Genomic DNA, 26713 nt, shown 5'->3' with positions numbered 1-26713 from the left:
GCCACAACCTTGAGAGAGTGGCTGGTTCTTTTTTTATATGATAGGGAGAAATTAGAAGGTAAAATTTTAAATATTATTCACATTTGATTCGTTCTAGTATATACACCTATGATATACTACTAGTTGTATCGAGGCATGACAAAAAACATGCCGGTCTCGGATGGAACTAGGCACGCTACTTGGAAAGCAATAAAGTTTGACATCATTAGAGAGGAGGACGTTGTTTGAAACTTCGTCTAATGCCTGTATTGTTGACTGCACTGCTGTCTGCTGCGCTTCTGTTCGGCGGGTGGTTTTTGTACCGTGAGTTTGCCGTTCAAGAACCGCTTGAACAGATGGTTAGCAGTTATGAGGGTGTTAAGCAGTCCCATATTTCTATTAACCGCAATGAAGTAACTTTGAAACTCGATTTGCAGCCGGGCACGAAGCTTCGTGAACTGGTTCAATATATAAACTCTGAAGGCAAGTCCATAATCGGAGACCGGACCGTCAAGCTTGATGTGGAGGAGCATTCGAGCCAGGAGCTGGACGATTATTGGGATCAAGCGCTGTTTTCTGTAGCTGAGGCGATGGAGAGCCGCAAATATACGGTTATTCCGGAGACGCTGAAAGAGCTGTCCGCCCAGTATAAGAATGTTGCCGTTACAACGGAAATAGACGACAAGAATGTGTATGTGAGTTTGTCGGACGGCAAAAAGAGCAAATTTATTATTTTGCCGCGCGAGCCTGAAACGATGGGGGTATGGAACAATGCCTAAATGGAGCAAAGAAGTATTGATCGGATTTGTGCCGGTGCTGCTGATTTTTCTGGCTTTTCTGGGTATTAATATCGTGCCTGTTATCGTCGCGGCCGCCATGGTCGGCGCCCTGCTGGTTATCACCCATATGCGCGGCGGCATCGCCGTTAACGCGGGTGCGGAGAAGAAGCGTAAAAAGAACGGTCCGGCCAAACTGACGTTTGAAGAAATCGGCGGCCAGGATAGCGCAAAGCAAGAACTGCGCGAGGCGCTCGATTTTCTTATCCGGCATGAAGAAATCAGCAAGTTCGGGATTCGTCCGCTCAAAGGGATTCTTCTTACCGGTCCTCCCGGGACAGGCAAGACGCTGATGGCGAAGGCTGCGGCCCATTACACGAACTCGGTATTCGTGGCGGCCTCCGGCAGTGAGTTTGTAGAAATGTATGTCGGCGTCGGCGCCGGACGCATCCGCGATTTGTTCAAGGACGCCCGCACCCGTGCCGTTAAGGAGAACCGGGAGAGTGCCATTATTTTCATCGACGAAATCGACGTGATCGGCGGCAAGCGCGAAGGCGGGCAGCAGCGGGAGTACGATCAGACCCTGAACCAGCTGCTTACCGAGATGGACGGCATTTATAACTCGGAAACTCCGCGCATTCTGTTGATCGCCGCTACGAATCGTAAGGAAATGCTTGATCCGGCACTTCTGCGTCCCGGGCGCTTTGACCGTCATATTCAAGTCGATATGCCCGACAAAAAAGGCCGCAAGTCGATACTTGAGCTGCACGCCAAGAACAAGCCGCTTCACCCCGATGTCAATTTGGATAAAATTGCGGAGGAAGCTTACGGCTTCTCCGGAGCCCAGCTCGAAAGCGTGATGAACGAAGCCGCCATCTATATGATGCGCGATAATTTGACCCAAGTTGAGGAACGCCATTTGGCAATGGCGATAGACAAGGTCATGATGGGCGAGAAGACGGACCGCGAGACGAACCAGGAAGAGAAGAAGCGGGTAGCGATTCATGAGCTGGGACATGCCATTATGGCCGAGCTTCTGCGTCCGGGCAGCGTTAGTCAGGTAACCCTCACTCCGCGCGGTCAGGCGCTCGGCTATGTGCGGCATAACCCGCAGCAGGAGCAGTATCTGTATACGAAAGACTATCTTGAGGAGCAGATTATGATTGCGCTCGGCGGAGCGGCTGCCGAAGAAATGTATTACGGCGGACGGAGCACAGGCTCCCGAGGCGACTTCGATCAGGCCCTCGGTATTGTGGAAATGATGATGAAATCCGGTCTTACTTCCCTTGGAATCGCCAAGCTGGAAATGGTAACAACGGAAGAACTGATGAAAGAGAATAGTAAAATTTTGGACGAACTGATGGAGCGAACCCGTTCGCTTTTGGAAAATAAACGAAATGTTTTCGATTATTCCCTGGATATCCTGATGAAGGAAGAAGCGCTTTCCGGAGAACAATTTCGTTGTCAATTTCGTGACAGTGTCCTTTTACCGGCATAATTATTGATGCCGGTTATTTTTTTTTACTTTTAATGCATGCTAAGATATTATTAAATGTCGGAGTATGCTGTTTTTTTCGACAGAAAAAAAGGTGCTACAAAAATGTAGAGATACCTAAAAGGATGGAGGCTTTTTATGAATTTTAAGAAAATCGGTGTCATCGGCGGAGGCACGATGGGACAAGGGATTGCCGAAATGTTGGCAGCCAAGGGTCTGGACGTCCTGCTGGTAGAGAAAACGCCGGAAAAATTGGACTACTCTTACAGCATGATCGAGACAAGTCTCGATAAACAACTGGAGAAATGGGCAATCACACAGGCGGAGAAGAAGCTTATCCTCGGCCGCATCCAAAAAGTGACACATTTCGCGGAACTAAGTGCCTGCGATATGGTCATCGAAACCATAATTGAGGATCTGGAAGAGAAGAAGAAAGTATTTAATCAGCTCGACCAGGTATGTCCGAACAATATTATTCTTGCCAGCAACACGTCCACGCTCAGCTTAACGGAGCTTGCAAGCTCCACGATGTACCCTGAACGTGTTATCGGCATGCACTTCATTTATCCAGTCGCCAAGGTGGACGTCGTAGAAATCGTACGCGGCCTTAAGACGTCTGATTCAACATTTGAGAATACCAAAGCTTTTGTCGACGATGTTGTTGAGAAGAAAGGCGTAATGATCTACGAATCCCCGGGATTTGTAACTTCACGCCTCATTTGTCTGTTCATTAATGAAGCTATGCATGTTCTGCAAGAAGGCGTCGCATCGCCGGAAGATATCGACGATGCTATGCGTATCGGCTACCAGTTCCAGTACGGCCCGCTTGAAATGGCTGACCGCTTCGGCTTGGATTCGGTACTTGCCGCTCTGGAGCGCATGTTCCGCGAGTATGGCGAACTGAAATACCGCCCGTCGACCATTCTGAAAAAGATGGTGCGCGCGGGACAACTAGGCATGAAATCGGGCGAAGGCTTCTTCAAGTATGACAAGGATGGTGACCGTGTATGAAAGTACTAGTAATTAACGCAGGTTCTTCTTCGTTGAAATATCAGCTTTATGACATGACAGATGAATCCGTGCTGGCCAAAGGCTTGGTTGAGCGCATTGGTATGGATTCCTCGATCCTGACGCACAAGCCGACAGGCAAACAGGAAGTTACCGAAGTAAGCGAAATTCTGGAACATACGACGGCAATACGTAAAGTATTGGCCAATCTGACCGACAAGGAACATGGCGTCATCGACTCCATTAAAGAGATCAATGCCGTCGGTCACCGCGTCGTTCACGGCGGCGAGACCTTTAAGGCATCGGCACTGGTAGACGGGGCGGCCAAATCGGAAATCCGCCGGCTGTTCGACCTTGCGCCGCTACATAATCCGGCGGCCGTTATGGGGATTACCGCTTCGGAAGTTAATATGCCGGGTGTTCCTCAGGTTGTCGTATTCGATACCGCCTTCCATCAAACGATGCCGGAAAAAGCTTATATGTACGCTATTCCGAGAGTGCTGTACAACAAGTATAAAGTCCGCCGCTATGGCGCGCATGGCACATCCCATGATTTTGTAAGCAAGGCTGCGGCCGAGTACCTCGGGCGTCCGCTGGAAGACCTCAAAATCATTACCTGCCATATCGGCAACGGCGCCAGCGTTACCGCCGTTCAAGGCGGAGTTTCGGTGGATACCTCGATGGGAATGACCCCGCTGGAAGGTCTCATGATGGGTACGCGCAGCGGCGACATCGACCCGGCGATCGTTCCTTATGTCATGAACAAGGAAGAGCTTACTTCCGGCGAAGCCAGCTCCATGCTCAACAAGCATAGCGGTCTGCTGGCCATTTCCGGAACGAGCAGCGACATGCGCGACATCATTGACGGCTATGAGAAGGGCGAACCGAATTCCACATTGGCCTTTGAAATGTACGAATACCGTCTTCGTAAATATATCGGTTCCTATGCGGCAGCGATGGACGGCGTTGACGTCATCGTCTTCACGGCCGGCGTAGGCGAGAATGCGTCATTGCTTCGCGAGAAGGTTCTGAGCAACCTGACCTTCCTCGGAATTGAGCTGGACAAAGAAGCGAACAAGGTCCGCTCCGGCGATCCTCGCCGCATTTCCGCCAGCGGCTCCAAGGTAGAAGTGCTTGTCGTTCCGACAAACGAAGAACTCGTTATCGCCCGCGATACGCTTCGCATCGTGCAAGAACAAGCGTAAAGAGTTACAATAGTAAATAGCAAGAGGAATCCACAGCCAAAGGCCCGTTAGCGGTCTTTGGCTGTCGGACCTTTTACCGTACTGCACTTCTATAGAGGAGAGATTGATGGCATGGCTAACAAAACGGTTATCCTGGGCGTGAAAGATCATGTCGGAGAAAGCGTCGTCATTGGCTGCTGGGTAAATAACAAACGATCCAGCGGCAAAATTCAGTTCCTGCAGCTTCGGGACGGAACCGGTTATATTCAGGGCGTCGTCGTGAAATCGGAAGTACCGGAGGAGGTCTGGAACGCAGCAAAAAGTCTGACCCAGGAAAGCTCTCTTTACGTCACTGGAATTATCCGCGAAGAACCCCGCAGCCAATCGGGATTTGAGATGACGGTGACCGGAATCGAGATTCTGCACCTGACCGAGAATTATCCAATTACACCGAAGGAGCATGGCGTCGACTTCCTGATGGATCACCGGCATCTGTGGCTCCGCTCCTCGAAGCAGCGGGCGATTCTTGTGATCCGGGCGGAAATTATCCGGGCGGTTCAGGAGTATTTCGACATTAACGGCTTTACCCTCGTCGATCCTCCGATCCTGACCCCGACATCGGCGGAGGGTACGACCAACCTGTTCCACACCAAGTATTTTGAGGAAGACGCCTATTTGACGCAGAGCGGACAGCTCTATATGGAAGCCGCGGCAATGGCGCTTGGCCGCGTATACTCGTTTGGACCGACCTTCCGTGCCGAGAAATCGAAAACCCGCCGCCACTTGATCGAGTTCTGGATGATCGAGCCGGAGATGGCGTTCACGGAGCATGAAGAAAGCCTGCGCATTCAAGAGGAGTTCATCAGTCATGTCGTGCAGTCCGTCCTGAAGAACTGCAAGACGGAGCTTGAGGCGGTGGGACGCGATATTTCCAAGCTGGAAAATATTAAGGCTCCTTTCCCGCGCATCACATATGACGATGCGATTAAATTTCTAAATGATAAAGGTTTTGACATCCCTTGGGGAGAGGACTTTGGCGCGCCGCATGAAACGGCGATTGCGGAAGAATATGATAAGCCGGTATTCATTACACATTATCCGGTCGGTATTAAGGCTTTCTACATGAAGCCTGATCCGAATCGTCCGGATGTCGTGCTGTGTGCGGATATGATTGCTCCGGAAGGATACGGGGAAATTATCGGCGGATCGCAGCGCATCGACGATCCCAAACTGCTTGAGGAGCGCTTCAAGGAGCATGAGCTGTCGCTGGATACGTACAAATGGTATATGGATCTTCGGACGTATGGCTCTGTTCCTCATTCCGGTTTCGGACTTGGTCTGGAACGGACTGTAGCCTGGATTTGCGGATTGGATCATGTGCGCGAGACCATTCCGTTCCCGCGGATGCTGTACCGTCTCTACCCTTAAGAGAGAGGAGGGGCTTATGGACGGCAAGGAAGGAAACAGTTGGAGCGGAGGCGCATCCTTTGGGCTGCAGAGCGGGATGGCCGTCATTCCATATACACTTCTTACAGCTTACCGAAAGCTGGGTTTGACAGGCAGCGAGACGCTGCTGCTCATTCATTTGCTCTCTTTCCGTCAGATTGAAGGAAAGGACTTTCCTTCACTGGAGGAGCTGCAAACCGTTACCGGACGCAGCGGATCGGTAATTGCCAGTGAGCTGCAGAAGTTGATCAAGGAAGGATTTTTGAAGATTGTTGCAGGCAGCGACGAGCGGCAGGGTATCCATTACGAACGCTATGACTTCTCGGGAATGTACGATAAGTTGGGTTCTTATCTCGCGTCCCAGAATGATTCTCCACCAGCTGATGAGAATAGAGGTTCAGTTCGAAGCGCCAGCCGGGCAATGTTACAGGAAACAGGCAGTATACTTCCCGGGGATGCGTTTGAAGAAGACGAAAGCCGCAGTCTGTTCGTTGTGTTCGAGAAGGAGTTTGGCCGTCCGCTTTCTCCGATGGAATGCGAGACGATCTCCGGATGGCTCGACCAGGACCGGTATCCCGAGGAACTGATTCTGCTCGCTCTAAAGGAATCCGTATTCGCCGGAAAGGTGCATTTTCGTTATATTGATAGGATTCTGCTGGAATGGAGCCGTAACCGGGTGAAGAACGCCCAGGACGTCAAGGCGTATTCCCAGCGGTTTCGCGGGGGAAGATAGCAGGGATAATAATAATAAGGCCGATCAAGGAATCAAACTTGATCGGCCTTATTTGCTAGGCGAAAATGTTGAATTATGGCAGATGCCAGACTTTTAGATGTCGACAATTCCAACCAAGGAATGGCCTAACAGACTATTCCTTTTCTTCGTTTGACGTGAGTTCCGCTTCCAGCGCAGCTCCCATCTCACGCGAACGTTCGGCGCAGCGGCTTACCGCCGCAATAACCGTTTCAAAAAAGTCTCCCTTGTCGAGCACTTCCAGTGCGGCCTGGGTGGAACCGCCGGGAGATGTCACCTTTTTACGGAGGGCGGCAGGTTCTTCCCCTGTCTGCTGCACCATGCGGGCAGCGCCGAGCACCGTCTGTACGGTCAATTCGGCGCTCTGCTCCTTGGACAGTCCGCCGCGGATGCCGGCGGCAATCATCGCCTCCATCATGTAATAGATGTAGGCGGGACCGCTGCCGGAGATGCCGGTCAGCGTTTCCATGCGCTCTTCATCGATCACGGTCGTAAGGCCGACCGCCTCGAAGATGTTAAGTGAAAGCCGCCGTTGTTCCTCGGATACTTCCTTAGAGAAGGCAATGCCTGTTGCGCCAAGACCGATTGAGCTAGAGGTGTTCGGCATAGTGCGGACAACAGGCTGTTTCTTGCCGAGCAGTCCCTGAATTGTGCGGATGGACAGGCCTGCGATGACGGAAACGATTAACTGCCCATCCTTGAGCAGCGGTGCGAGGTCCCGTATCGCCGCAGCCGCATCCTTAGGCTTCATGGCAAGCACAATAACCGGGGATGTACGCATATATTCGTTCTTATGTTCAGGGTCATTGCTTCCGGTTACGCCGTAGCGGGAACGCAGTTCGGCCAGACGTTCACTGCTGCTGCGGTTAAGCATAACGATATTATCGGCATAGATGACGGAGCGGGCGATCAGACCACGGACGATCGCTTCTGCCATGGAGCCGGCTCCGTGAAAAACGACCCTATGATTAATTAAAGGCTTAGCGGTTTGTTGACACATAGTCTTGTGTTCCTCCTTGGCGATAAGGGCTAGCTCCGGATTTGTCCGTTGCCGTAAATTTTGTATTTGGTAGAAGTCAGCGCAGGCAGACCCATTGGTCCGCGGGCATGCAGCTTCTGGGTGCTGATGCCGATCTCGGCGCCGTATCCGAATTCGAAGCCGTCGGTGAAGCGGGTAGACGCGTTATGGTAGACTGCGGCAGCGTCAACTTCATCTTGGAACCGTTCGGCGTTCTCTTCGTCCTCCGTCACGATGCACTCGGAATGCTTTGTGCCATACCGGGCGATATGTTCCAGCGCTTCATCAATTCCGTCTACAACTTTAATGTTGAGGATATAATCGTTATATTCTGTCGCATAATTCTCATCGGTGACCGGGAACGCCCATGGAATGAGCGTCCGTGTCCGGGAGCATCCTCGAAGCTCCACCTTGGCACTGCGGAGGGCTTCTCCGAGCGCCGTCAGATGCTCAGCCGCGAAGCTCCGGTGAACAAGCAGGGTCTCCATCGAGTTGCAGACGGAGGGACGCTGCGCTTTGGCGTTCAGGCTGATCGATTCAGCCATTGCCGGCACCGCACTGGCATCCAGATACGTATGGCAAATGCCTGCGCCCGTCTCAATGACGGGAACCGTGGCGTTCTTTACTACATTCTGAATAAGCGAGCTGCCGCCGCGCGGGATAATGACGTCAAGGAGACCGTTCAGCTTGAGCAATTCATCAACGGACGAGCGGTTCGGGTCCTCTATAAGCTGAAGCGCGTTAGGAGGGATGTTCGTCCCGGTAAGAGCCGCGTGCAGCACCTCGACGATTTTGCGGTTGGATGAAAGAGCGGCTGAGCCGCCCCGCAGCACGACTGCATTGCCCGTCTTCAAGCATAGACCGGCGGCATCGACCGTAACGTTCGGGCGGGCTTCATAAATAATGCCGATAACGCCGAGCGGCACACGGATTTTCTCAATGATCAGACCGTTGGGGCGCTCCATCGTTTCAAGAGTATCCCCGACCGGATCGGGGAGAACGGCGATTTGCTGAAGTCCCTCGGCGATTGCATCGATCCTTGCAGTATCCAGCGACAGCCGGTCCAGCATGGATTGCGGCGTACCGCCTTGTCTGCCCCGTTCAAGATCCTCGGCGTTAGCTTCGATAATCGCGGCAGCTTCCCGCCGCAGCGCGTCTGCCATTACCAGCAGCGCTTCGTTCTTCTGACCGGTAGTCAGTCTGCCGAGTGCCCCCGCCGCACTTTTTGCTAGGGACGCTTTGATTTCAACTTCACTCATCATCTTTCCCCCTTATCCAAATTGGATCATAACATTTCAGGCAAAAAGGTTTCACAGCAGATATTGTTTATTTCAACGTGATCCATTCATCCCTGTGAATGACCTCAAGCCGGTGTACTTCTTCTCCAAGCTGGCGCATGACCTCGCCGCTCGGCAGTCCCCGGATGATGCGCAGCTGAGCGTCGTCGTAATTCACGATGCCGCGGCCGAGCAGCTTGGAATCGGGGCCGAGCACTTCAACGACGTCTCCGGTATGAAAGCTGCCCTGAACCTCCCTGACGCCTACGGGGAGCAGGCTGTGCCCTCCGTGAACCAACGCTTCTTCCGCTCCGGCGTCGACAATCAACGAGCCGAGCGGGGTGGACATGAAGCCCAGCCATTGCTTCTTGACGGGCAGGGAAGACAGCGTTGTTGCAAAGTACGTGCCCTTGCCTTCATCCTTGACAGCCAGCCGCAGATCCCCGGGTTCGGTGACGCGTCCCACAAAGACGGGCACGCCTCCTCGGGTGGCGATTTTGGCGGCGTCGATCTTGGAGCGCATGCCACCTGTGCCAACGGAGGATCCGGCTCCTCCGGCAATCGAATAGATTTCCGGCGTGATCTGCTCGATAAGCCGGTAGCGCACGGCATCCGGATTATTTCGCGGATCGCTGCTGTACAAGCCATCGATATCCGTAAGCATCAGCAGGCGGGAGGCCTTGAGCAGGTTGGCGACCAGAGCGGACAGCATATCATTATCGCCGAATTTCAGTTCGTCGACGGATACCGTATCATTCTCATTAAATACCGGAATCACGCCCTGCCTCAGCAGCTCTTCGACGGTCATTGAGGCATTGTTCATCGCGCGGCGGCTGCGGAAATCCGTGCGAGTCAGCAGAATCTGTGCAGCAGTCAGACCGTGCGCGGAGAATGCTTCCTGATAGGCCTGCATTAAGAGCGCCTGGCCCACGGCTGCGGCGGCCTGCTTCTCATGCAGCTGCTTGGGACGTGCGGGGTATCCGATGCTGCGGAAGCCTGCGGCAACCGCACCGGAGGTTACCAGCAGCACTTCGCAGCCGCTACGCCTCAGATCCGCGATTTCGGACGCGAAAAAGGCGACCGCGTCGCGGTTAAGCCCGCCTTCGGCTGCGGTCAGAGAGCTGCTGCCGATTTTGACCACTAATCGTGTAGACATTGCCTTTCACTTCCTATTATCCATATTGAACAACAAAAAAGCCCCCATCCTTAGACTGAGCAAAGGACGAAAGCTTGGGTTCACTTCCGCGGTACCACCTTCATTGATGAGGGATCATCCGACTTAAGCCTCGTAACGGGAGGAACTCGTCCTGCGGGGCAGGCCGTTCGGGGGTAGGATTCGGAACGTTAGCCGCGGTAAATTCTTTCAGCCGGTCGGAATTTACTCTCTGGCGCGGTAGGCTCGTTCGTACTGGTCCCGTCTGCACGTTTACCTATTTGACAATTAGAATACCATGAGGAGCCAAGTTTGCCAAGAGAGTTCAAGCTATTGCCTTCGAAAAGACCAGTGTATGGAAAATGTTTATCCTTCCACCCGAGCGGGCAAAATAGATCTATTCCGTGTTCAGGAGGTGGAACCATTGAATAAAGAGAACCGGCAAAAGCTTGAAGAAAGAAAAGATACATTAGAGGAGCAGCGGCAGACCATGCGCGATTTTATCGAGGAAGAGACCGGCAGTCCTCATTCAAGAGGACCGGTTGACGAAGATACCTCGCATGTGCCTGATACTCAGAACCATTTCATTTCCGAGCGTAATTTCCGTAAATACCAGAACTAACGTCAACTGGAAAATATTCAAGGCCGCTCATCGCTTCCGCAGTGATGAGCGGCTTATTTTGCAGGCGTATCCGGCTTGTTGGTAACCATTGCTGGTGCTATTCCTGAGCAAGCTCGGCCACCGTCGTTTGGAACGTGTGGATAAAAGCTTCGGCTGCTTTGGACAGATAGCGTCCCTTGCGGTAGGCGACGACCAATGTCCGGCTGGGCACAGGCTCAGCTAAAGGCAAATAGACGGGTACAAACTCGCTTCGCGGTGCGCGGGAAATAAAGCGGGGAACCAGCGTCACGCCCATGCCTGCCGCCACAAGCGATTGTATGGTTTCCATATTATTGCTCTCGAAGACAATGGACGGATCAAATCCGGCCTCCCGGCACAGGTCTACTGTCATTTTACGAAAGCCCTGCCCTTCTTTAAGGACAATGAACGATTCTCCTCTTAGTTCTTCCATTGCCGTTCTCATGCCGGTGGATGCGCGCACAGCCAAAGGATGCTCCGGCGGAACCGCGAGATCAATACGCTCCTCGCCAAGAATTTCATAGGCCAGCGCAGGAATCTCCAGCGGCAGAGACAGCAGGCTGAGATCCGTCTGGCCGCTTGCGGTGAGCTTCTCCAGATTCATGGAGGAATCCTCCAACAGCGTAATCTCTATCTCCGGGTATTTATGCTTAAATACCGGCAGCACATGGGGCAGCAGGTGAGCTCCCGTAATCGGCATGCTGCCGACAACTACACGTCCTGTGCGAAGCTCCGATATATCGGTCATTTCCTGACGCAGCAGCTCTACCGCATTGATAATGATCTGCGCCTGATCCACAAATTTCGTTCCCGCATGGGTAAGCTCGACGGTGCTCGTGTTCCGCTGGAACAGCATTACGCCGAGCTCCTTCTCAAGCTTGGAAAGCTGCTGACTCAGCGAGGGCTGGGCGATATGAAGCTTCTCCGCAGCCCGGGAGAAATTCCGTTCATTTGCGATTTGCAGCACATAAAGCAGTTGTCTGAGTTCCATACTTGCGGTCTCCTTCTAAATCCATCGTCTTATAAGCATAACCTATCAAAGAGACCGAAGCTATATTAATAAAAATTGATACCCCGCTAATATTGGCAGGATGCTTAGTCAAAACAAACTGACCCTAACTTGACCCCCAGATGCCCCATTTTCATAACACTAAGAGAGCTTGAAAATGAAGCGAGAGTGAAACGCATGAGTTTTCTCCAAATAGGGAGCATGCATTTCGTTCTTTTTATTTTCCATATTAAAAAAATACACTTTACAATACTGTACGTTCAGTATATTATATAATATGTAAACTATACGTTCAGTATTTGTTTGTGGAAAATTGTAATTATTATGATGTAAAAAAATTAAGGTTATAAAAGGAGGAATTTTTAATGAAAGTTGTAGCTTTTAATGGAAGTCCTGCTAAAGCAGGAAATACTTATCATGGAATAAAAATAGTTATTGATGAACTTGAAAAAGAAGGAATAGAAACAGAAATAGTTCACGTAGGGAATAAACCTGTTAGAGGATGTATTGCTTGTAAAAATTGTACAAAAAAGAAAAATGAAAAGTGTATTATTACTACTGATCCAGTTAATGAATGGATTGAAAAGATGAAAGAAGCTGATGGAATAATTTTAGGGTCACCAGTTCACTATTCATCCATTGCTGGAACAATGAAATCATTTTTGGATAGAGCTTTTCGTGTGGCAGAAGCCAATGATAGTATGTTAAGACATAAAGTTGGTGTATCAGTTGTAGCAGTAAGACGTGCAGGTGGAATTCCAACTTTCGACCAGTTAAATAACTACATTAATCATTCTGAAATGCTTATGGCTACTTCAAATTATTGGAATGTTATTAACGGTACAGCACCTGGGGAGGCAATGCAGGATAAAGAAGGGATTCAAATAATGAGGGTACTTGGTAAAAATATGGCATGGCTTATGAAGTTGATAGAAAACGGTGAAGGAAATGTAAAGAAGCCTGAAAGAGAAGAAAAAATATTTACTAATTTTATTCGTTAAGGGGAGTGGAGTTTTATGGAAAAGTATAAATAGTGGCAGCTTTCCCGGATAATGAGCGGATACTTGGCGCCCCAGACTTCCTCGAAGCGGTCCAGTTCCAGCAGGGCGCCTTCCTCCGTTGCGGCTTTGTAAATCGGTTTCAGGTCAGCGGTCACTTTCTTGAGGTCCTTGTACGACACGAATCGGGTGAAGTTGCGGATTTGATGGATGATACTTCTGGATCTCGGTCTTTGGATAGCAAGAGGCAATCGCCTCAGATAAGCCGTTCAGGTTGTCCACCCAGATGATAAGGATATCCTGCACTCCGCGATTTTGCAGGTCATTCAGCACGCTGAGCCAGAACTTGAAGGTTTCGTTTTCGAAGAGTCCACATGCCCAGCACATTTAATAAAAATGCTGTGTAATCTTTACCACTCGTATTCTCACCTTCGCGATCACCAACCACGATGAACTAAGCTGCTTCATATAACTCGAGAAATCAGCATGCTCTAGTTTAAACAGCAAGCCATCCATCCCGGGTGTCTTTAAGGTAGCGAATAATTCATCCATCGTCTGACCGTCTGACTGGCAGTCATCAAGCTCCAATTAAGTTCAGTAAAAGTAATGGCCACTCTCGTCATTTAATTCCCGCACAATCGCTGTATGTTGCAGTGCCATATAAATACGCAAGGTTTTTATCAACTATTTTCCAAACCCTTGTATATCGTAGATTTCCCTAACAAAGCGTATCCATTCTTATAATATTTACCTATAAGAATTATAGATATTATATCTTGGCGTAATAAACAACCTCATGTTATATTTAGATCATTCCAAAGGGAAATCCATTTTTCCTTACAGATGAACGAATCTATGACGAGGTGAAATCATGGGCAAGAAAACAATGTTCGAGAAAATCTGGGACAATCACGTTATTTATCAAGAGGAAGGCAAACCTAGCATACTATATATCGACTTGCAGCTGGTGCACGAGGTTACATCGCCGCAGGCTTTTGAAGGACTTCGTCTGAGCGGACGCAAGATTCGCCGCCCGGAGCTGACTTTTGCGACGATGGATCACAACGTTCCTACCACGGACCGTTTCAATATTACGGACCCGATTTCCAAACAGCAGATTGATACACTCACAAAGAACTGTGCCGATTTCGGAGTGAAGCTGTTCGGTCTTGACGATCTTGATAATGGGGTTGTCCACGTTATGGGGCCGGAACTGGGGCTTACGCATCCCGGCAAAACGATTGTCTGCGGAGACAGCCATACTTCCACTCACGGCGCTTTCGGAGCCCTTGCTTTCGGTATCGGCACAAGCGAAGTTGAGCATGTTATGGCGACCCAGTGTTTGCAGCAGGCCAAAGCGAAGACGATGGAAGTCCGGTTTATCGGCAAACGCAACCCGGGCGTAACGGCGAAAGACATGATCCTCGGATTGATTGCCAAATACGGCACGGATTTCGCGACGGGTTATGTTATTGAATATACAGGTGAATCCATTAGCGAACTGTCGATGGAAGAGCGGATGACCGTTTGCAACATGTCGATTGAAGCCGGCGCCAGAGCGGGTATGATCGCTCCTGACGAGAAAACTTTCGAATATCTGCGCGGCCGTCAATATGTTCCGCAAGGCGCAGCATTTGACGAGGCTGTAGCTGCTTGGAAACAGCTGGTGACTGACGAAGGCGCGGAGTTCGACACGGTTGTCGAGTTTGAAGTGGACACGCTGATTCCTCAGGTGACTTGGGGCACGAGCCCGGGTATGGGTACCGACATTACGTCTACGGTGCCGAATCCGGCCGATCTTGCTACCGAGAACGAACGCAAAGCAGCTGAAAAGGCGCTTGAATACATGGATTTGAAGCCGGGAACTCCAATTTCTGAGATTGCCATCGATTATGTCTTCATCGGTTCCTGTACCAATGGACGGATCGAGGATCTGCGCGCGGCGGCCGAGGTTGCCAAGGGCCATAAGGTGTCGGAGAACGTAACGGCCATTGTCGTGCCGGGTTCGGGAAGAGTAAAGGTTCTAGCCGAGAAGGAAGGTCTGGACAAAATTTTCACGGAAGCCGGTTTTGAATGGCGCGAAGCGGGATGCAGCATGTGTCTGGCGATGAACCCTGACATTCTGCAGCCGGGAGAGCGCTGCGCGTCGACCTCCAACCGGAACTTCGAAGGCCGCCAAGGACGCGGGGGACGCACACATCTGGTCTCGCCTGCAATGGCTGCCGCGGCTGCAATTAAAGGCCGCTTCACGGATGTGCGGGATTGGAACTATAAGACGGAAGCTGTCAGCTCTTAAGAATTCGAGATAATCGGGAGGGTAATATAGATGGAAGCTTTTAAGAAATTAACCGGGATTGTCGGACCTGTCGACCGGGTCAATGTGGATACGGATGCCATTATTCCGAAGCAATTCCTCAAACGGATTGAACGGACTGGTTTCGGACAGTTTCTGTTCTTTGAATGGCGTTTTGATGAAGCGGGTAACGACAATCCGGCATTTGCGCTGAACCAGGACCGCTACAAAGGCGCGTCCATCCTGATCTCCAGAGCCAACTTCGGCTGCGGTTCCTCCAGAGAGCATGCTCCGTGGGCGATCTTGGATTATGGGTTCAAGGTGATTATCGCATCGTCATATGCCGATATTTTCTACAACAACTGCTTCAAGAACGGTATTCTTCCAATCAAGCTCTCTGAAGAGCAGGTGGAAGACCTGTTTCAGCGGACTGCAGCCCATGAAGGCTATGAGCTGACTGTCGATCTCGAGAACAAGAATATCAGCGACTCCTATGGTCTGAGTATCAACTTCGATCTTGACGAGCACCGCCGCCAGTTCTTGCTGCAAGGTCTTGACGACATCGGTCTGACGCTTCAGCATGAGGACGCAATTTCTGCTTATGAACAGAAGAATGCGGCTAAGCTTTTTGCCTAATAGGGGCTTTGGCATTACGCAGACACGAATCTCGTAAATTTTTTACACAAAACTTCCATTTCCAACACCGGAAATGGAAGTTTTTTTGCTATAATAGCAGAATGTATAAACATCAAGACTAGATTTCCCGATATTGCAAGAAAAGCTACCGCCAAAAAAGGACTCGGCTGCATCCTCGAGATACTTCGATAGGCGTTTTTCTAATAAATCGGCATAATTGCTGTTTCATGTGTAACTTTTGCCAAATACCCGCGTCAGGAGTTTATCGCAGTCTTTCTGCAATAAGGGAGTAAGGGGAGAAGAGAATGAGGAAGGTTTGTCTGAAAATGATTGCGCTGCTGCTGCCCCTGCTGGTGTTTATTGTCTGGTCCGGGCAGGACGCGGAGGCGGCGGGTAGAGGGAAAATAGTGCTGGATAACCAGGAACTGGCGCTGCCGAAAGGTATCGTGCTCGAGAACGTCAACGGAAGCGTCATGATCCCGATCCGTGTCGTCACGGAGAATCTGGGATATGAAGTGTTATGGGATCAAACGACCCGTAAAGTGACCATCCGTCAGGATTTTAAAGCGATTGAGCTGTTTGTCGGGAGCAAAAAGGCCGATGCGGACGGTGTTCCGCTCAGCCTGAACGCCGCACCTAAGCAGACTGGAGGGACGGTTCTCGTTCCGATTCGGTTCGTCGGAGAACAGTTCGGGCTTGGAGTTGGCTGGGACAACAAGGAAAAGATCGTCTATCTGTCCGGAAATTCGTCAGATTCTAGCCCGGCTGCGCCTGAAACCTGGCCGGCCTCTACGCCTTCCCCGTCGGCAAGTCCGGTCGTCAGCTCGCCTGCGCCTACACCTGCGCCGTCGCAGACTACCGGCACGGTAGCAGGGGCAGCTTCTTCACCGCCCCAATCTGCTGAGATACCTGCCGGAACCGCAGCAGGTGCGTCGGTACAGGTAAAAGGGGCGGATTTTGTCGCGAATCAGCTGATCATCGCCGTTACCGGTACCGTCAAACCGAATATTTCAACGCTGGATAATCCCAGCCGGATTGTGGTGGAGCTGCCGGGCACTTCACTGGCGGCGGATTTCGCAGGAGGAGGAACGGTCTCCGGGACGACAACTGCTCAAGGTACTCTTGATGTTTCGGAATATCCGCTAATAGCCGGTCTCAGATATTCGTTGTCAGGTACCACTCCTTCTGCCGTTAGGTTTGAAATTCAGACGACGGAAACTTTGGCTTACCGTCTAAGCGTTGACGACAGCACAGGCCTTATCACCGTGGATCTGAATGCAAGTGATACTGGAGGAACCACTAGCGCTGGCGGAGGCAAGCCTGTTATTGTGCTGGACGCCGGACATGGCGGTTCGCAGCCGGGGGCGATCAGTGCGGCGGGACGACAAGAGAAAGACTTCAATCTCGCGGTGATTCAAAAAGCCGGAGTCCTGCTGCAAAGCGATGGACGGGTGACGGTCGTGTTCACACGGATGGAGGATATTACGCTCGGTCTGCAGGATCGTGTACATATCGCGGAAGAGGCTGGAGCGAACCTCTTCGTATCGCTGCATGCGAATGCAATGCCAACGACTGCATCCAATTGGAACAAGGTTAACGGCAGTGAAACCTATTACTCCCGCAATGACAGTCTTCCGCTAGCCAGGGTTATGCATACGCATCTGGTGAAGGGAACCGGCTTTAAGGATAACGGAGTTAGGGCCAAGAGCCTGCATGTGACGAGGGAAACCTCGATGCCGGCGGTGCTGCTGGAGGCCGGTTATCTGACGAATACGTCAGAGGAATCGATGCTTTTTTCCAATGATCTTCAGGATTCACTGGCTCGGGAAATTGCGGCGGGCATTATTGAATATTTAGGAATTTAGGCTCATCCACAAGAAGGAGCAGCGATCTACTTAGACGCCGGATGGGCTGGAAATCTTTCGCAACTTTTCAGGGAGCCCGGCGTCTAATTAATGTCAAAGGTCGTCGACGGATGCCACCATAGAACGCCGTTCCGGGGCGGAATACAAGATTCCTAGAGGTGAAGAATGAAGAAATTAAGTTTTTTGCTGCTCGTGCTATTGTTCGTACTCGTTAAGCCGGAAAATGGACATGCCGCTACTGGAAACAACAAGATTTTCCTCGACGGCAAGGAATTGACCGCAGGACAAAGCGTCCCGGTCGAGAATGTGAACGGTACCGTTATGGTGCCACTACGGATGATTGTCCAAAGCTTGGGATACAAAGTGGACTGGAACCAGAACGCCAAGACGGTGACGATCAGCCAGCAAGGGAAAGTGATCTCGCTGGTGGTCGGCCAAAAAACAGCGATAGTCGACGGTAATGAGGTACCTCTTAATGAGGCCCCCGTCCTGAGGAACGATACCTCGCTTGTGCCAATCCGTTTCATTTCCGAGCAGTTCGGGTTAAAGGTGGAATGGGATAACAAGGAGAAGACCGTAACGATTACGACGCCACAGACTTCAGCTGACGACAGTTCGTCTACAGACAACACTCCATCCACAGACGGCAGTTCATCGGGAGACGGGACAAGCCCGGAAGTGCCGCTGAACGGCTCCGCAAGTAATTTAACGAAGGTTAACGGTGTAAGCTTTAGCAATAACCAGCTTCTCATCGCGATATCCGGTGATTCGGCGCCAAAGCTTTCCGTTCTGGATGGTCCCGCTCGAATCGTGGTCGATATTCCAAATGCTTCCTTCTCCGATTCGTTCGCGTCTGGACAGAACCTGCCGCCCGATCAGAAGAGCACGCTTGATGCGACAGGATACCCGGATGTTAAGGAAATCCGCTATTCCTTATACAGCAGCAATCCTTATATGGTGCGGTTCGTCATCGAACTGAGTGGGTCAAAAGATTTCGGTTACAGCTTATCCGCGACCGATTCGTCGTCGAAGCTGGCCATCATTGACCTGAATGGCACAGGGGGGCTGGCTGCTGCTGCTGCCGGAACCGGGGCGGATGTAACCACGGGCCCTCCTGACAGGGGAGGCAAGAAGCTCGTTGTACTGGATGCCGGGCACGGTGCCAAGGATTCCGGCGCGGTCGGGGTCACAGGGAAATACGAGAAGAACTTCAATCTGGCGGTAGTCCTCAAAGCAGAGGCGCTGCTGAAGCAGGAGGCAAATATCGAAGTTGTGCTGACGCGCAGCGATGATACTTTCCTTGAACTCAAGGACCGGGCGGCTATCGCCAATAACTTGAACGCAGACCTGTTCATTTCGGTTCATGCCAACAGCAGCCCCACTACAGCTGCCAGCGGCACAGAGACGTATTATAAGCGGGATGAGAGCAAGGCGTTTGCCGCTGTTATGCATAAATATTTGGTGCAGGCAACCGGTTTGAGTGACCGGGGCGTGCAGTACGGCAATTTTCATGTTATTCGTGAAACGAAGATGCCGGCGATTCTGCTGGAAGCCGGCTATCTCAGCAACAAAAAAGACGAAGCTCTCCTATTTACGGAAGCTTTGCAAGATAAGGTGGCCGCAGCGATTGTGAGCGGAATCAAGGAGTACCTGGGCATCAGCTAACAGCCTCGCGGCAGACTGACGCCGTAAAGTCAGGCTTCTGCCCATGCAGGGATAGAGGATGATTTTCGGATAGGTCTGCCCCTTCTTATAGATTTACAAGATTTGCACACTGCATAATTCTACAGGGAGGCGTTGAAATGTTGAATAAAAAAATGGGGATCATCGGTATAGCGTCGGCTCTTCTGCTTGTGCTGGCAGGATGCGGCGACAAGCCATCTGCAGCGCCTGCAAATGAGGGAGGCATCGCTTCACCTGCTATTGTCAGCGGTGCTGAAGGGAATGTTGAAGCTTCGCAGCAGCCTATGGACAGTGCTGTTCCGGATATAACGGAGCAGCCGACGGCAGGAAATGAGAGTCCTTCAGCTGAGCCGTCACCGAGCGTTGCGCCGGCGGAGGATAAGCAGAGCCAAACTATCGATGTCTATTACACGGATTCTCAAATGATGGATCTGAAGCCGGCAAAGGCGGACATTGCTTATAAGAACGACACCGAAAAATACACCGAAGCTTTCAAAGCGCTGCAAAAAAGCGATAACACGGACCTGATCTCTCTATGGGGCAAAATGGAACTGAAGTCTCTGAAGTTCGAGAACGGGCAAATCGTGATGGATATTCACAAACCGGCAGAGGCTCAGCTAGGGGCCGGAGGCGAATCTTTCGCCCTCAGCGCGCTGACTAAGACGCTGTTCCAATTTCAGGAGGTTCAGAGCATTGAACTGCTGGTTGATGGGGAGCAGGTTGAAAGCCTGATGGGCCATGCAGATCTGCTGCATCCGATGACCAGAGAGAACAGTCAGTAAGCCAACGCAGGAAAAGGGCGGCGGCATGTCGAATTCGCTAATGACAGGGACGGTTTATCTATTTGCAGAGAGGGGAACATTCCAAATTGTCTGGACTTAACAAGTACAACTATTACTGTAAGGGATATACTAAGAAAGCTATATCCGTCCTGCTCGCCGGGGCGATTGCGTTTGGCGGTGCGGGGACGGTATTGGCAGACAGTGCACCCGCCGGGAACACAGCTGTGGCCGCATCGACGCCGAGTGCAGTGAGGACAGGAGCTTTCTCCGATGTAAACTCCGGCTTTTGGGCTGAGAAGCATATCTACAAATTGGCCGCACAGGAAATCATTATAGGCAACAACGGAAAGTTTCGTCCGGGGGACCCAGTTACCCAACAGGAAGCTGTGCTAATGGCTTTGCGTTTCATGAAGCTGGACGACCAGGCTTCGGGCGGGACGGCGACGGCGCTGCCGACCGGCTTTGACGTCTCCAATTATTACAAGCCTTATGTCGTGCTGGCCTTCCAGCGGAACGTGCTGGACAAAACGACGGAAATGGCTGCCGAGAATCTGAAGACGTCCTGGGGTACACGCAAGGCTACCCGCGAATGGATCGCCGAGCTGTTGATCCGTGCCCTCGGCAAGACGTCAGATGCGCAGGCAGTCGCCAGCGAACCATCGGGGTTTGCGGATGACGCCAAGATTTCCATCGATAAACGGGGATATATCAACGCTGCCATCGACCTTGGACTGACGAACGGGCTGAGCGGGAATATTTTCAATCCACAGGGAGAAGTTACGCGGGCACAGCTCGCCACCTTCTTCAGCCGGGCGGAAGCTCATTCGGCGGCGGTCTACAATAATACGTCAAGCGGTATCGTAACCGAAGTAAAAGAAGGCAAAATGACACTATATAGCGGTGCCTCCAATGCCGTGTACTCCTTGAACTCCGGGACGGCTTATTTCAGCAGCGCCGCCGAAACGGCGATCTCGCTGAACAATATCCAGCCTTATACTAAAGTCACGGTCATTGGCAAGAACGGAACGGCTTCCTATGTAGAACTGAATGATCCGAAACCGCAGGTCGAGACAATTCAAGGCACATTCGCGAGATTGTCTGTAAGCAGCAATAAGCTGTGGCTGAAAAATGCCGACGGATATCCGGAGTATGCCTTCGATAATGCCACTTCCTTCGTGGATGCGGGGGGCAGCGCCATTGCAGCTTCTTCGATTTCGGAGGATAGTATCGTGGCGATTACACGAGAGACATTTACAGGACAGAACAAGATTCTTAAAGTTCAGGTCACTTCGGGAGTCGTCAACAAAACCGCATCCGGAACGCTCAAAAGCATTGACCTTACCGCCAAGACGATAACCTTCACGAACGCTTCCGGAACGGATGAAACATTCAAATGGGCGGACAGCGCCCTATTCAGCTATCAGAAGGCCATTCTGGTGCCTTCTGAACTGAAAGCGGGCTCTGCGGTTAATTATAAGATTGTGGACAATCTGATCGTTTCCGTTGAGGTGACGCAGGCGGTAGAACGGACGGTACAGGGAATGCTCACTGATCTGAACGGTTCCTCCGTAGTCTACAAGAAAGCGGATGGCACGCGCGGCGTCCAACTGCTTGCGGCTAGCACCGCCATCGTCATCCCGGGCTATGCCAAACCGGCTACGTCGGATCTCATTGCCGACGCGACATACGGCGACACTGTGGAACTGACATTAAACGGCAGCGACCAGGTAACAAAGATCGCCGTAGTCGGCCGCAAGCTGGAGCAGCTGTTCGGAACGTCGGTCGTCAGCTACAACTTCAAGACCAAACTGCTGACGGTCATGGGCAGCAACAATCAAGCGCGTGTCTATCAGCTCGATGAGAATACAAAGTTCATCAACGATTTCGGTAATGTGCCAACGCTGAGCAATATTGCTTCGATGCTCACAGAGAACCAAAAGCTGAATATTAGCGCACTTGGCCAGCGAACGCTTTCCCTGGAAATTGTAAGTAAATATGAAGGTACCTTAGCCTCGGTCAATACCTCTACAAGAACGCTTGTACTGAAAACGACTGACGGCCGTTCCTTGACCCTGCCGTATCCGCCGATTGTCGAGATGTTCGGACGGACTGGTCTATCCATTACCGACGTATCTGTTGGCAGTGTCGTAACCGGCTTCCTCATGCCAAGCCAGGATGTCCTGACTTCATTGAAAGTGAAGACATCCCAGCAGCTTCAACTTGCGTATGTCGACGCGGCGAACAACAAATTGGGCGTCAAGACATCCGGAGGGAATATCGATATTTACACGCTCGCCATTCCGCTGACCGACGAGACCGGACAGACGATCAAGCTGAGCGATCTCAAAGCCGGAGACTATGTGAATGTCAGCGCGCTTGGAAGTTCCCCATTGTCGATTCAATCCGTAAAGCTGACGACAGGCCAGGTAACAGCCATTGACGCCGCAGCCGGGACATTGAGCGTTAAAGACTATACGGGCGCAGCCCAAGCCTTCGGAACGGGGGGGAGTGTCAAAATTGTCCGAGATAATGGCACTTCCACAGCACTGGGGTCACTGTCTTTATCCGAAAGAGCGGAGGTCCGCAAGGATGCTGACGGAACGACGATTGTGCGCATACTGCCCGTTCAGACCCGCTACTTTTCGAGCTATGATGCAGCCGCTGGCCGTATTGTCGTCAAGCGAGATAACGTAAATGACGAAAATTACCGGTTTATCCTGTCGCCTAACGTATACATTCACCAAGGCGACACGACTTTGTCCGTGCAATCTCTCAAAGAAAATGATAAAATTGCAGTATATTTGAATAACAATGTCGTGGTTGAAATTGTGAAGCAGTAAGGAATGGCGGCTTTCCGCGAGAGATACCGTCCTGACGCATGGCTTCCCTGCGTCGGGACGTTTTTTTGAGGAAGAGGATACAATCTTGTAATGTATGGGACCACCCGGCTATAATACATACTTCATTGGTCTTTCCTTGAATAAGTTGGTGCAACCATTTATACTAGCAGAGCGATAACCTGACGCGTGAGGTACATCATATGAAGATTTCAGATGTCCGCCACATTCTGGATACGATCGGCGAAATGTTTCCGGATGCTGACTGTGAGCTGAACCACAGCAATGCGTTCGAGCTGACGATTGCCGTGCTGCTGTCGGCCCAGTGCACGGACGCAACCGTAAACAAAGTCACTGCGGACTTATTCCGGAAGTATAAAGCTCCGCTGGATTATGTTTCCGTCCCGCTGGAGGAGCTGGAGCAAGACATACGCCGGATCGGGCTTTACCGCAATAAGGCTAAGCATATTCAGAATTTGTGCTCAATTCTGATTGATCAGTATGGCGGGGAAGTGCCGCAGGCCCATGATCAGTTGGTAACACTTCCGGGAGTGGGCCGCAAGACAGCCAATGTGGTCGTTTCCAACGCCTTCGGCGTGCCTGCGATTGCCGTGGATACGCATGTTGAGAGGGTATCTAAGCGCCTGGGGCTGGCAGGCTGGAAGGATTCCGTGCTAGAAGTCGAGAAGAAGCTGATGAAGGCCGTCCCGATGAATGAATGGACGCTGACGCATCACCGGTTGATTTTTTTTGGGAGATATCACTGCAAGGCGCAAAATCCGAAATGCCAGGTATGCCCGCTTCTGGATGTATGCCGCGAAGGAAAAAAACGTATGAAAACCTCGCAGGTAAGTAAAGCTAAGAAATAGTGAAGCGCGGCCGCTTTAAGTCAGATATGAAGAAGAGGATGGGATTAGAATGAAATGCATTTCCGTATACACAGATAATTTTGAGCTGTTCTCGGATATTTTTGACCGTGTAGTGGACAGTTCGATGGAAGAGAACGAGGAGCAGGAAGTAGAGGGCGTAACGATCAGCCATTCCGGCGACGTACCCGAACATTACCTGGAGCGCATGGCGCAAAAGCCCGAAGTCGTGGTTATGAAAGACAAATCCCGCGGACTGACGATCCTTCAGCATGGCAAGGTATTTGAAATTCTGCTGCCGGTGCTCGAGAGCGCCTAAGCGGCTAAACGGCGGAGTTCCCGATGAGGGGACTCCGCTTTTTTTACGAGTGTGACCTTTTTCGTTAATCAAAATGATTCAGATAGGAGCGAATGGCTGCCAGGTATACTTTGGCAATGGGCTTGTATGACTGCTTGAATGGCAGTTCTGCAAGCCTTTTTTGGTTTAGTGAAGATCGGATTTTGAAATATGAATTGTTTTTTTAAAGTATTGTTTTCAAGAATGATTTTACCGATATAAACCATAGTGTTTGTAGAAAATCAAACCGAAAATGGGGATTTTTGCTTTTACAGAAATGAGGGGGATGGGTTTCGTTGAAAACAAAGTATGGCATGAAGTGGAATTTTCATTCGGTCAAAAGCAAGCTGATTTTGTCTTTTTTATGTATTTTGCTTTTGCCCAGTCTGGCGATAGGTGGCGCTTCTTATTTTACCGCACGAAACAAAGTGGATAATGACTTAAAGCATTCGGCATACTCCAATGTGGATCTGCTGAATCAAATGATTGAGAAGAACATTCGTGAAAAAATGAGCGCCATCGATTTTTTATCTCAACAAGTGTCCGCCAATGCCTTGGGCTCTACACCGGGTGCAGAAAATGCTGAAGTGAAGGAGTTACTTGCCAGCTTCAAAGCGCTGTATCCCGACCTGGAGAGCGTATATGCCGCCAATGATCAAGGCGTTATGCTCAATGCAACCAATGTCACGCTGCCTAAAGGTTTCGATCCGAGGAAGAGGCCATTCTTTATCAAGGCTATGGAGAATAAAGGCAAGGTCATTGTAACGGACACCTTCATCTCCGCATCAACGAATAATGCGGTTGTATCTATAGCCAAAACGACGGAAGACGGACGGGGAGTCGTGGGAACAAGCCTCAGTCTGGCGGCGTTAAGCGAATCGGTGAAAGGTGCGACAATTGGCAGACAGGGTTATGTCATTATGATCGACAACCAAAAGAAATATCTGGTAGCACCGGGTGTAACCATCGGTGATACAGCTAAAATAGGGATTATCGATCCTATGTTCAAATCCGGTTCGGGCGAACTGAAATATGTTAACGAAAGGGACGGAAAGACTAAGAAATTGATATTTGTCACCAATGCTCTGACCGGATGGAAAGTAGCAGGCACATGGTACATAGATGAAGTGAAGCAGGAGGCTGCCCCGATTTTCCGAACGACGCTCATTGTTCTAATAGCCGCAATGGCGGCGGGTTTGGCCGTTATTTTGTATATTATCCGTTCGATCACTTCTCCGCTGAGTTTACTCAAGGAAGCGTCCGAGAAACTCGCCGAGGGAGACTTGTCGACTCACGTGCAGGTGAAATCGAAGGATGAGCTGGGGCAGCTTGGAGCGACCTTCAATCTTATGATCGATTCACTGAGAGGAGTGCTTATTGAAGTAAGGGATTTGTCCGATCAGTTGGCAGCTTCGGCGGAGCAGCTCTCGGTGAGTTCGGAGCAGACCGTCAAGGCTACCGAGCATATTGCCGGAGCGACGGAGAAAATGTCGGATGGGGCTGACAAACAGGTCGGAACGGTGGAACAAGGGGTTCAGACCGTTTATGAAATAACCGCCCGCATCCAGGAAATCGCCGCTGCCGCCCAATTGGTCGCGGACACCTCGAACAAGACGGCGACGTTGTCGGCGGAAGGCACTCAAGCCATCGGAAACGCCGCAGAACAGATGGATTCCATCGACAGTTCAGTTGAAAATTTGGCGCGGCTTATTCAAGTATTATCCCAAACTTCGCAAAAGATCGGTGAAGTGACGCAGGCAATTACCCAATTTTCCGGACAAACGGGCATGCTCTCACTGAATGCTTCCATCGAAGCGGCCAGAGCGGGTGAGCATGGGCGGGGGTTTGCGGTGGTAGCGAGTGAAGTGAAGAAGCTGTCCGACCAGTCGGCACGGTCGGCGCAAGAGATCTCCTTGCTGGTCGGCAATATTCAGGAAGAGATTATCAACGTTCAGGCCTCTATGGACGCTTCTACAAAAGAAGTTAAAGGAGGAATGCTTACAGTGGGAACCGCCGGCAGTCTGTTCTCGCAGATCGAGCGGTTTGTGGACGAAGTGAATGATCAAATCGGCGGGGTCTCATCAACCGTGCTGCAAATTTCCGATGGGGCGTCGGAAATGAACGAGGCCATTGATGCCATCGCTAGCGTTGCCCGGTCCAATGCGACCGAAACGGAGAATATCTCTGCCGCCGCCCAGGAGCAGCTCGCTTCTATGGAAGAAATATCGTCCTCATCGGCGGATTTATCCAGAATGGCGGAGGAAATGCACGGGCTGGTTGATCGATTCAAGCTGTAATTTCGACGAGGCTTTCCCTTTTGCCGGATCGGTGACGGGGATAGCCTCGCTTTGATATTTTCGGCAAAATCGGCCTGAAAACGGTGGATGCCAATACGGCTGCCGCGATTCGGGCTGTAGTTATGGCGGTCTTCCTGTTCGGAGTCATCGCCGCTCAGGGGAAATTAAACCTGATTCCTTCCATTGTTTCGAACCGGAGAACCTTCTCATTTATTATGTGGCTTTTAGCTAAATCGATGTGCTATAAACGGACGCAGTTTTATTCTCCAAGCATATTTGATTTGTGCCAATCCGATGATAAAATGGAATTATTCTGTTCTTGTAAAAATACTAACCGGATACCGACTGGCATGACTGACGGATGACCATTACATGGCGGCAGA

21 protein-coding genes and 1 pseudogene are annotated in these 26713 nt (G+C 51.0%); 17 read left to right on the top strand and 5 right to left on the bottom strand.

From position 1 onward, the window contains the following. The first annotated feature begins 224 nt into the window (after window positions 1-224). The 6 genes from KP014_RS22100 to KP014_RS22075 all read left to right on the top strand — a co-directional run bounded on the left by KP014_RS22100 (window position 225) and on the right by KP014_RS22075 (window position 6621). Window positions 225-758 (top strand): hypothetical protein, encoded by a 534-nt coding sequence (locus KP014_RS22100; RefSeq protein ID WP_036604665.1) that lies wholly within the window; start codon window positions 225-227, stop codon window positions 756-758. After that, window positions 751-2253, top strand: a complete 1503-nt coding sequence (locus tag KP014_RS22095) for an AAA family ATPase (protein ID WP_036604667.1) — start codon at window positions 751-753, stop codon at window positions 2251-2253. Before KP014_RS22100 ends, KP014_RS22095 begins: the two co-directional genes overlap by 8 nt. Before the next feature lie 135 nt (window positions 2254-2388). Continuing rightward, window positions 2389-3261, top strand: a complete 873-nt coding sequence (locus tag KP014_RS22090; RefSeq protein WP_036604668.1) for a 3-hydroxyacyl-CoA dehydrogenase family protein — start codon at window positions 2389-2391, stop codon at window positions 3259-3261. Next, entirely contained in the window at window positions 3258-4463 is a 1206-nt protein-coding gene (locus KP014_RS22085; RefSeq protein ID WP_036604669.1) for an acetate/propionate family kinase, read from the top strand. Before KP014_RS22090 ends, KP014_RS22085 begins: the two co-directional genes overlap by 4 nt. Before the next feature lie 111 nt (window positions 4464-4574). Beyond that, window positions 4575-5870 carry an asparagine--tRNA ligase gene (asnS, locus tag KP014_RS22080; protein ID WP_036604670.1) on the top strand — a complete coding sequence of 432 codons (1296 nt, stop codon included), beginning with the start codon at window positions 4575-4577 and terminating at the stop codon, window positions 5868-5870. Window positions 5871-5886: 16 nt separating this feature from the next. Then, on the top strand, window positions 5887-6621 hold the full coding sequence (locus KP014_RS22075) for a DnaD domain protein (protein WP_036604672.1): 735 nt from the start codon (window positions 5887-5889) through the stop codon (window positions 6619-6621). A 133-nt stretch (window positions 6622-6754) separates the two neighbouring features. On the opposite strand, the gene proC is transcribed toward KP014_RS22075, so the two are convergent. The 3 genes from proC to proB form a co-directional block, all read right to left on the bottom strand. Next, window positions 6755-7639, bottom strand: coding sequence for a pyrroline-5-carboxylate reductase (gene proC, locus KP014_RS22070; protein WP_036604673.1), 885 nt, complete (start codon window positions 7637-7639; stop codon window positions 6755-6757). A 29-nt stretch (window positions 7640-7668) separates the two neighbouring features. Then, entirely contained in the window at window positions 7669-8916 is a 1248-nt protein-coding gene (locus KP014_RS22065; protein ID WP_036604674.1) for a glutamate-5-semialdehyde dehydrogenase, read from the bottom strand. A 67-nt stretch (window positions 8917-8983) separates the two neighbouring features. Continuing rightward, window positions 8984-10090: a glutamate 5-kinase gene (proB, locus tag KP014_RS22060; RefSeq protein ID WP_090834180.1), complete on the bottom strand. Its 1107-nt coding sequence runs from the start codon at window positions 10088-10090 to the stop codon at window positions 8984-8986. 421 nt (window positions 10091-10511) lie between these two features. Here proB and KP014_RS22055 point away from each other — a divergent pair, with 421 nt between their 5' ends. After that, the gene (locus tag KP014_RS22055) at window positions 10512-10709 is read left to right on the top strand and encodes a hypothetical protein (RefSeq protein WP_090834181.1); all 198 of its coding nucleotides are present in this window, start codon (window positions 10512-10514) and stop codon (window positions 10707-10709) included. A 97-nt stretch (window positions 10710-10806) separates the two neighbouring features. On the opposite strand, the gene KP014_RS22050 is transcribed toward KP014_RS22055, so the two are convergent. Next, a complete protein-coding gene (locus tag KP014_RS22050; RefSeq protein WP_036596115.1) occupies window positions 10807-11718 on the bottom strand; it encodes a LysR family transcriptional regulator in 912 nt (303 codons plus the stop codon). A gap of 383 nt (window positions 11719-12101) precedes the next feature. Here KP014_RS22050 and KP014_RS22045 point away from each other — a divergent pair, with 383 nt between their 5' ends. Beyond that, complete coding sequence (locus KP014_RS22045) at window positions 12102-12737, top strand: flavodoxin family protein (RefSeq protein WP_036596118.1); 636 nt, start codon at window positions 12102-12104, stop codon at window positions 12735-12737. A 44-nt stretch (window positions 12738-12781) separates the two neighbouring features. Here the strand turns inward: KP014_RS22045 and KP014_RS22040 are convergent. After that, window positions 12782-13109 (bottom strand): annotated as a pseudogene (locus tag KP014_RS22040) (transposase); the annotation flags it as partial. Between the two features lie 496 nt (window positions 13110-13605). Here KP014_RS22040 and leuC point away from each other — a divergent pair. The 9 genes from leuC to KP014_RS21995 all read left to right on the top strand — a co-directional run bounded on the left by leuC (window position 13606) and on the right by KP014_RS21995 (window position 26330). Continuing rightward, window positions 13606-15030 (top strand): 3-isopropylmalate dehydratase large subunit, encoded by a 1425-nt coding sequence (gene leuC, locus KP014_RS22035; protein WP_036596122.1) that lies wholly within the window; start codon window positions 13606-13608, stop codon window positions 15028-15030. 30 nt (window positions 15031-15060) lie between these two features. Then, the gene (gene leuD / locus KP014_RS22030) at window positions 15061-15663 is read left to right on the top strand and encodes a 3-isopropylmalate dehydratase small subunit (protein WP_036596125.1); all 603 of its coding nucleotides are present in this window, start codon (window positions 15061-15063) and stop codon (window positions 15661-15663) included. Between the two features lie 305 nt (window positions 15664-15968). Then, entirely contained in the window at window positions 15969-17528 is a 1560-nt protein-coding gene (locus KP014_RS22025) for an N-acetylmuramoyl-L-alanine amidase (protein ID WP_036596128.1), read from the top strand. 165 nt (window positions 17529-17693) lie between these two features. Continuing rightward, window positions 17694-19193 carry an N-acetylmuramoyl-L-alanine amidase family protein gene (locus tag KP014_RS22020; RefSeq protein ID WP_036596132.1) on the top strand — a complete coding sequence of 500 codons (1500 nt, stop codon included), beginning with the start codon at window positions 17694-17696 and terminating at the stop codon, window positions 19191-19193. A gap of 137 nt (window positions 19194-19330) precedes the next feature. Then, window positions 19331-19993, top strand: coding sequence for a GerMN domain-containing protein (locus tag KP014_RS22015; protein WP_246590566.1), 663 nt, complete (start codon window positions 19331-19333; stop codon window positions 19991-19993). 86 nt (window positions 19994-20079) lie between these two features. Further along, window positions 20080-22833, top strand: a complete 2754-nt coding sequence (locus tag KP014_RS22010) for an S-layer homology domain-containing protein (protein ID WP_051500159.1) — start codon at window positions 20080-20082, stop codon at window positions 22831-22833. Window positions 22834-23033: 200 nt separating this feature from the next. Continuing rightward, window positions 23034-23699 carry an endonuclease III gene (gene nth, locus KP014_RS22005; protein ID WP_036596134.1) on the top strand — a complete coding sequence of 222 codons (666 nt, stop codon included), beginning with the start codon at window positions 23034-23036 and terminating at the stop codon, window positions 23697-23699. Window positions 23700-23748: 49 nt separating this feature from the next. Further along, window positions 23749-24015, top strand: a complete 267-nt coding sequence (locus KP014_RS22000) for a hypothetical protein (RefSeq protein WP_025700831.1) — start codon at window positions 23749-23751, stop codon at window positions 24013-24015. A gap of 314 nt (window positions 24016-24329) precedes the next feature. Next, a complete protein-coding gene (locus tag KP014_RS21995; protein WP_051500160.1) occupies window positions 24330-26330 on the top strand; it encodes a methyl-accepting chemotaxis protein in 2001 nt (666 codons plus the stop codon). Window positions 26331-26713: the final 383 nt, after the last annotated feature.

The organism is Paenibacillus sophorae (assembly GCF_018966525.1).
GTDB lineage: Bacteria > Bacillota > Bacilli > Paenibacillales > Paenibacillaceae > Paenibacillus_AQ > Paenibacillus_AQ sophorae.
Note: the sequence above shows the minus strand (reverse complement) of the source record. Positions and strands in the feature narration are given on the sequence as shown.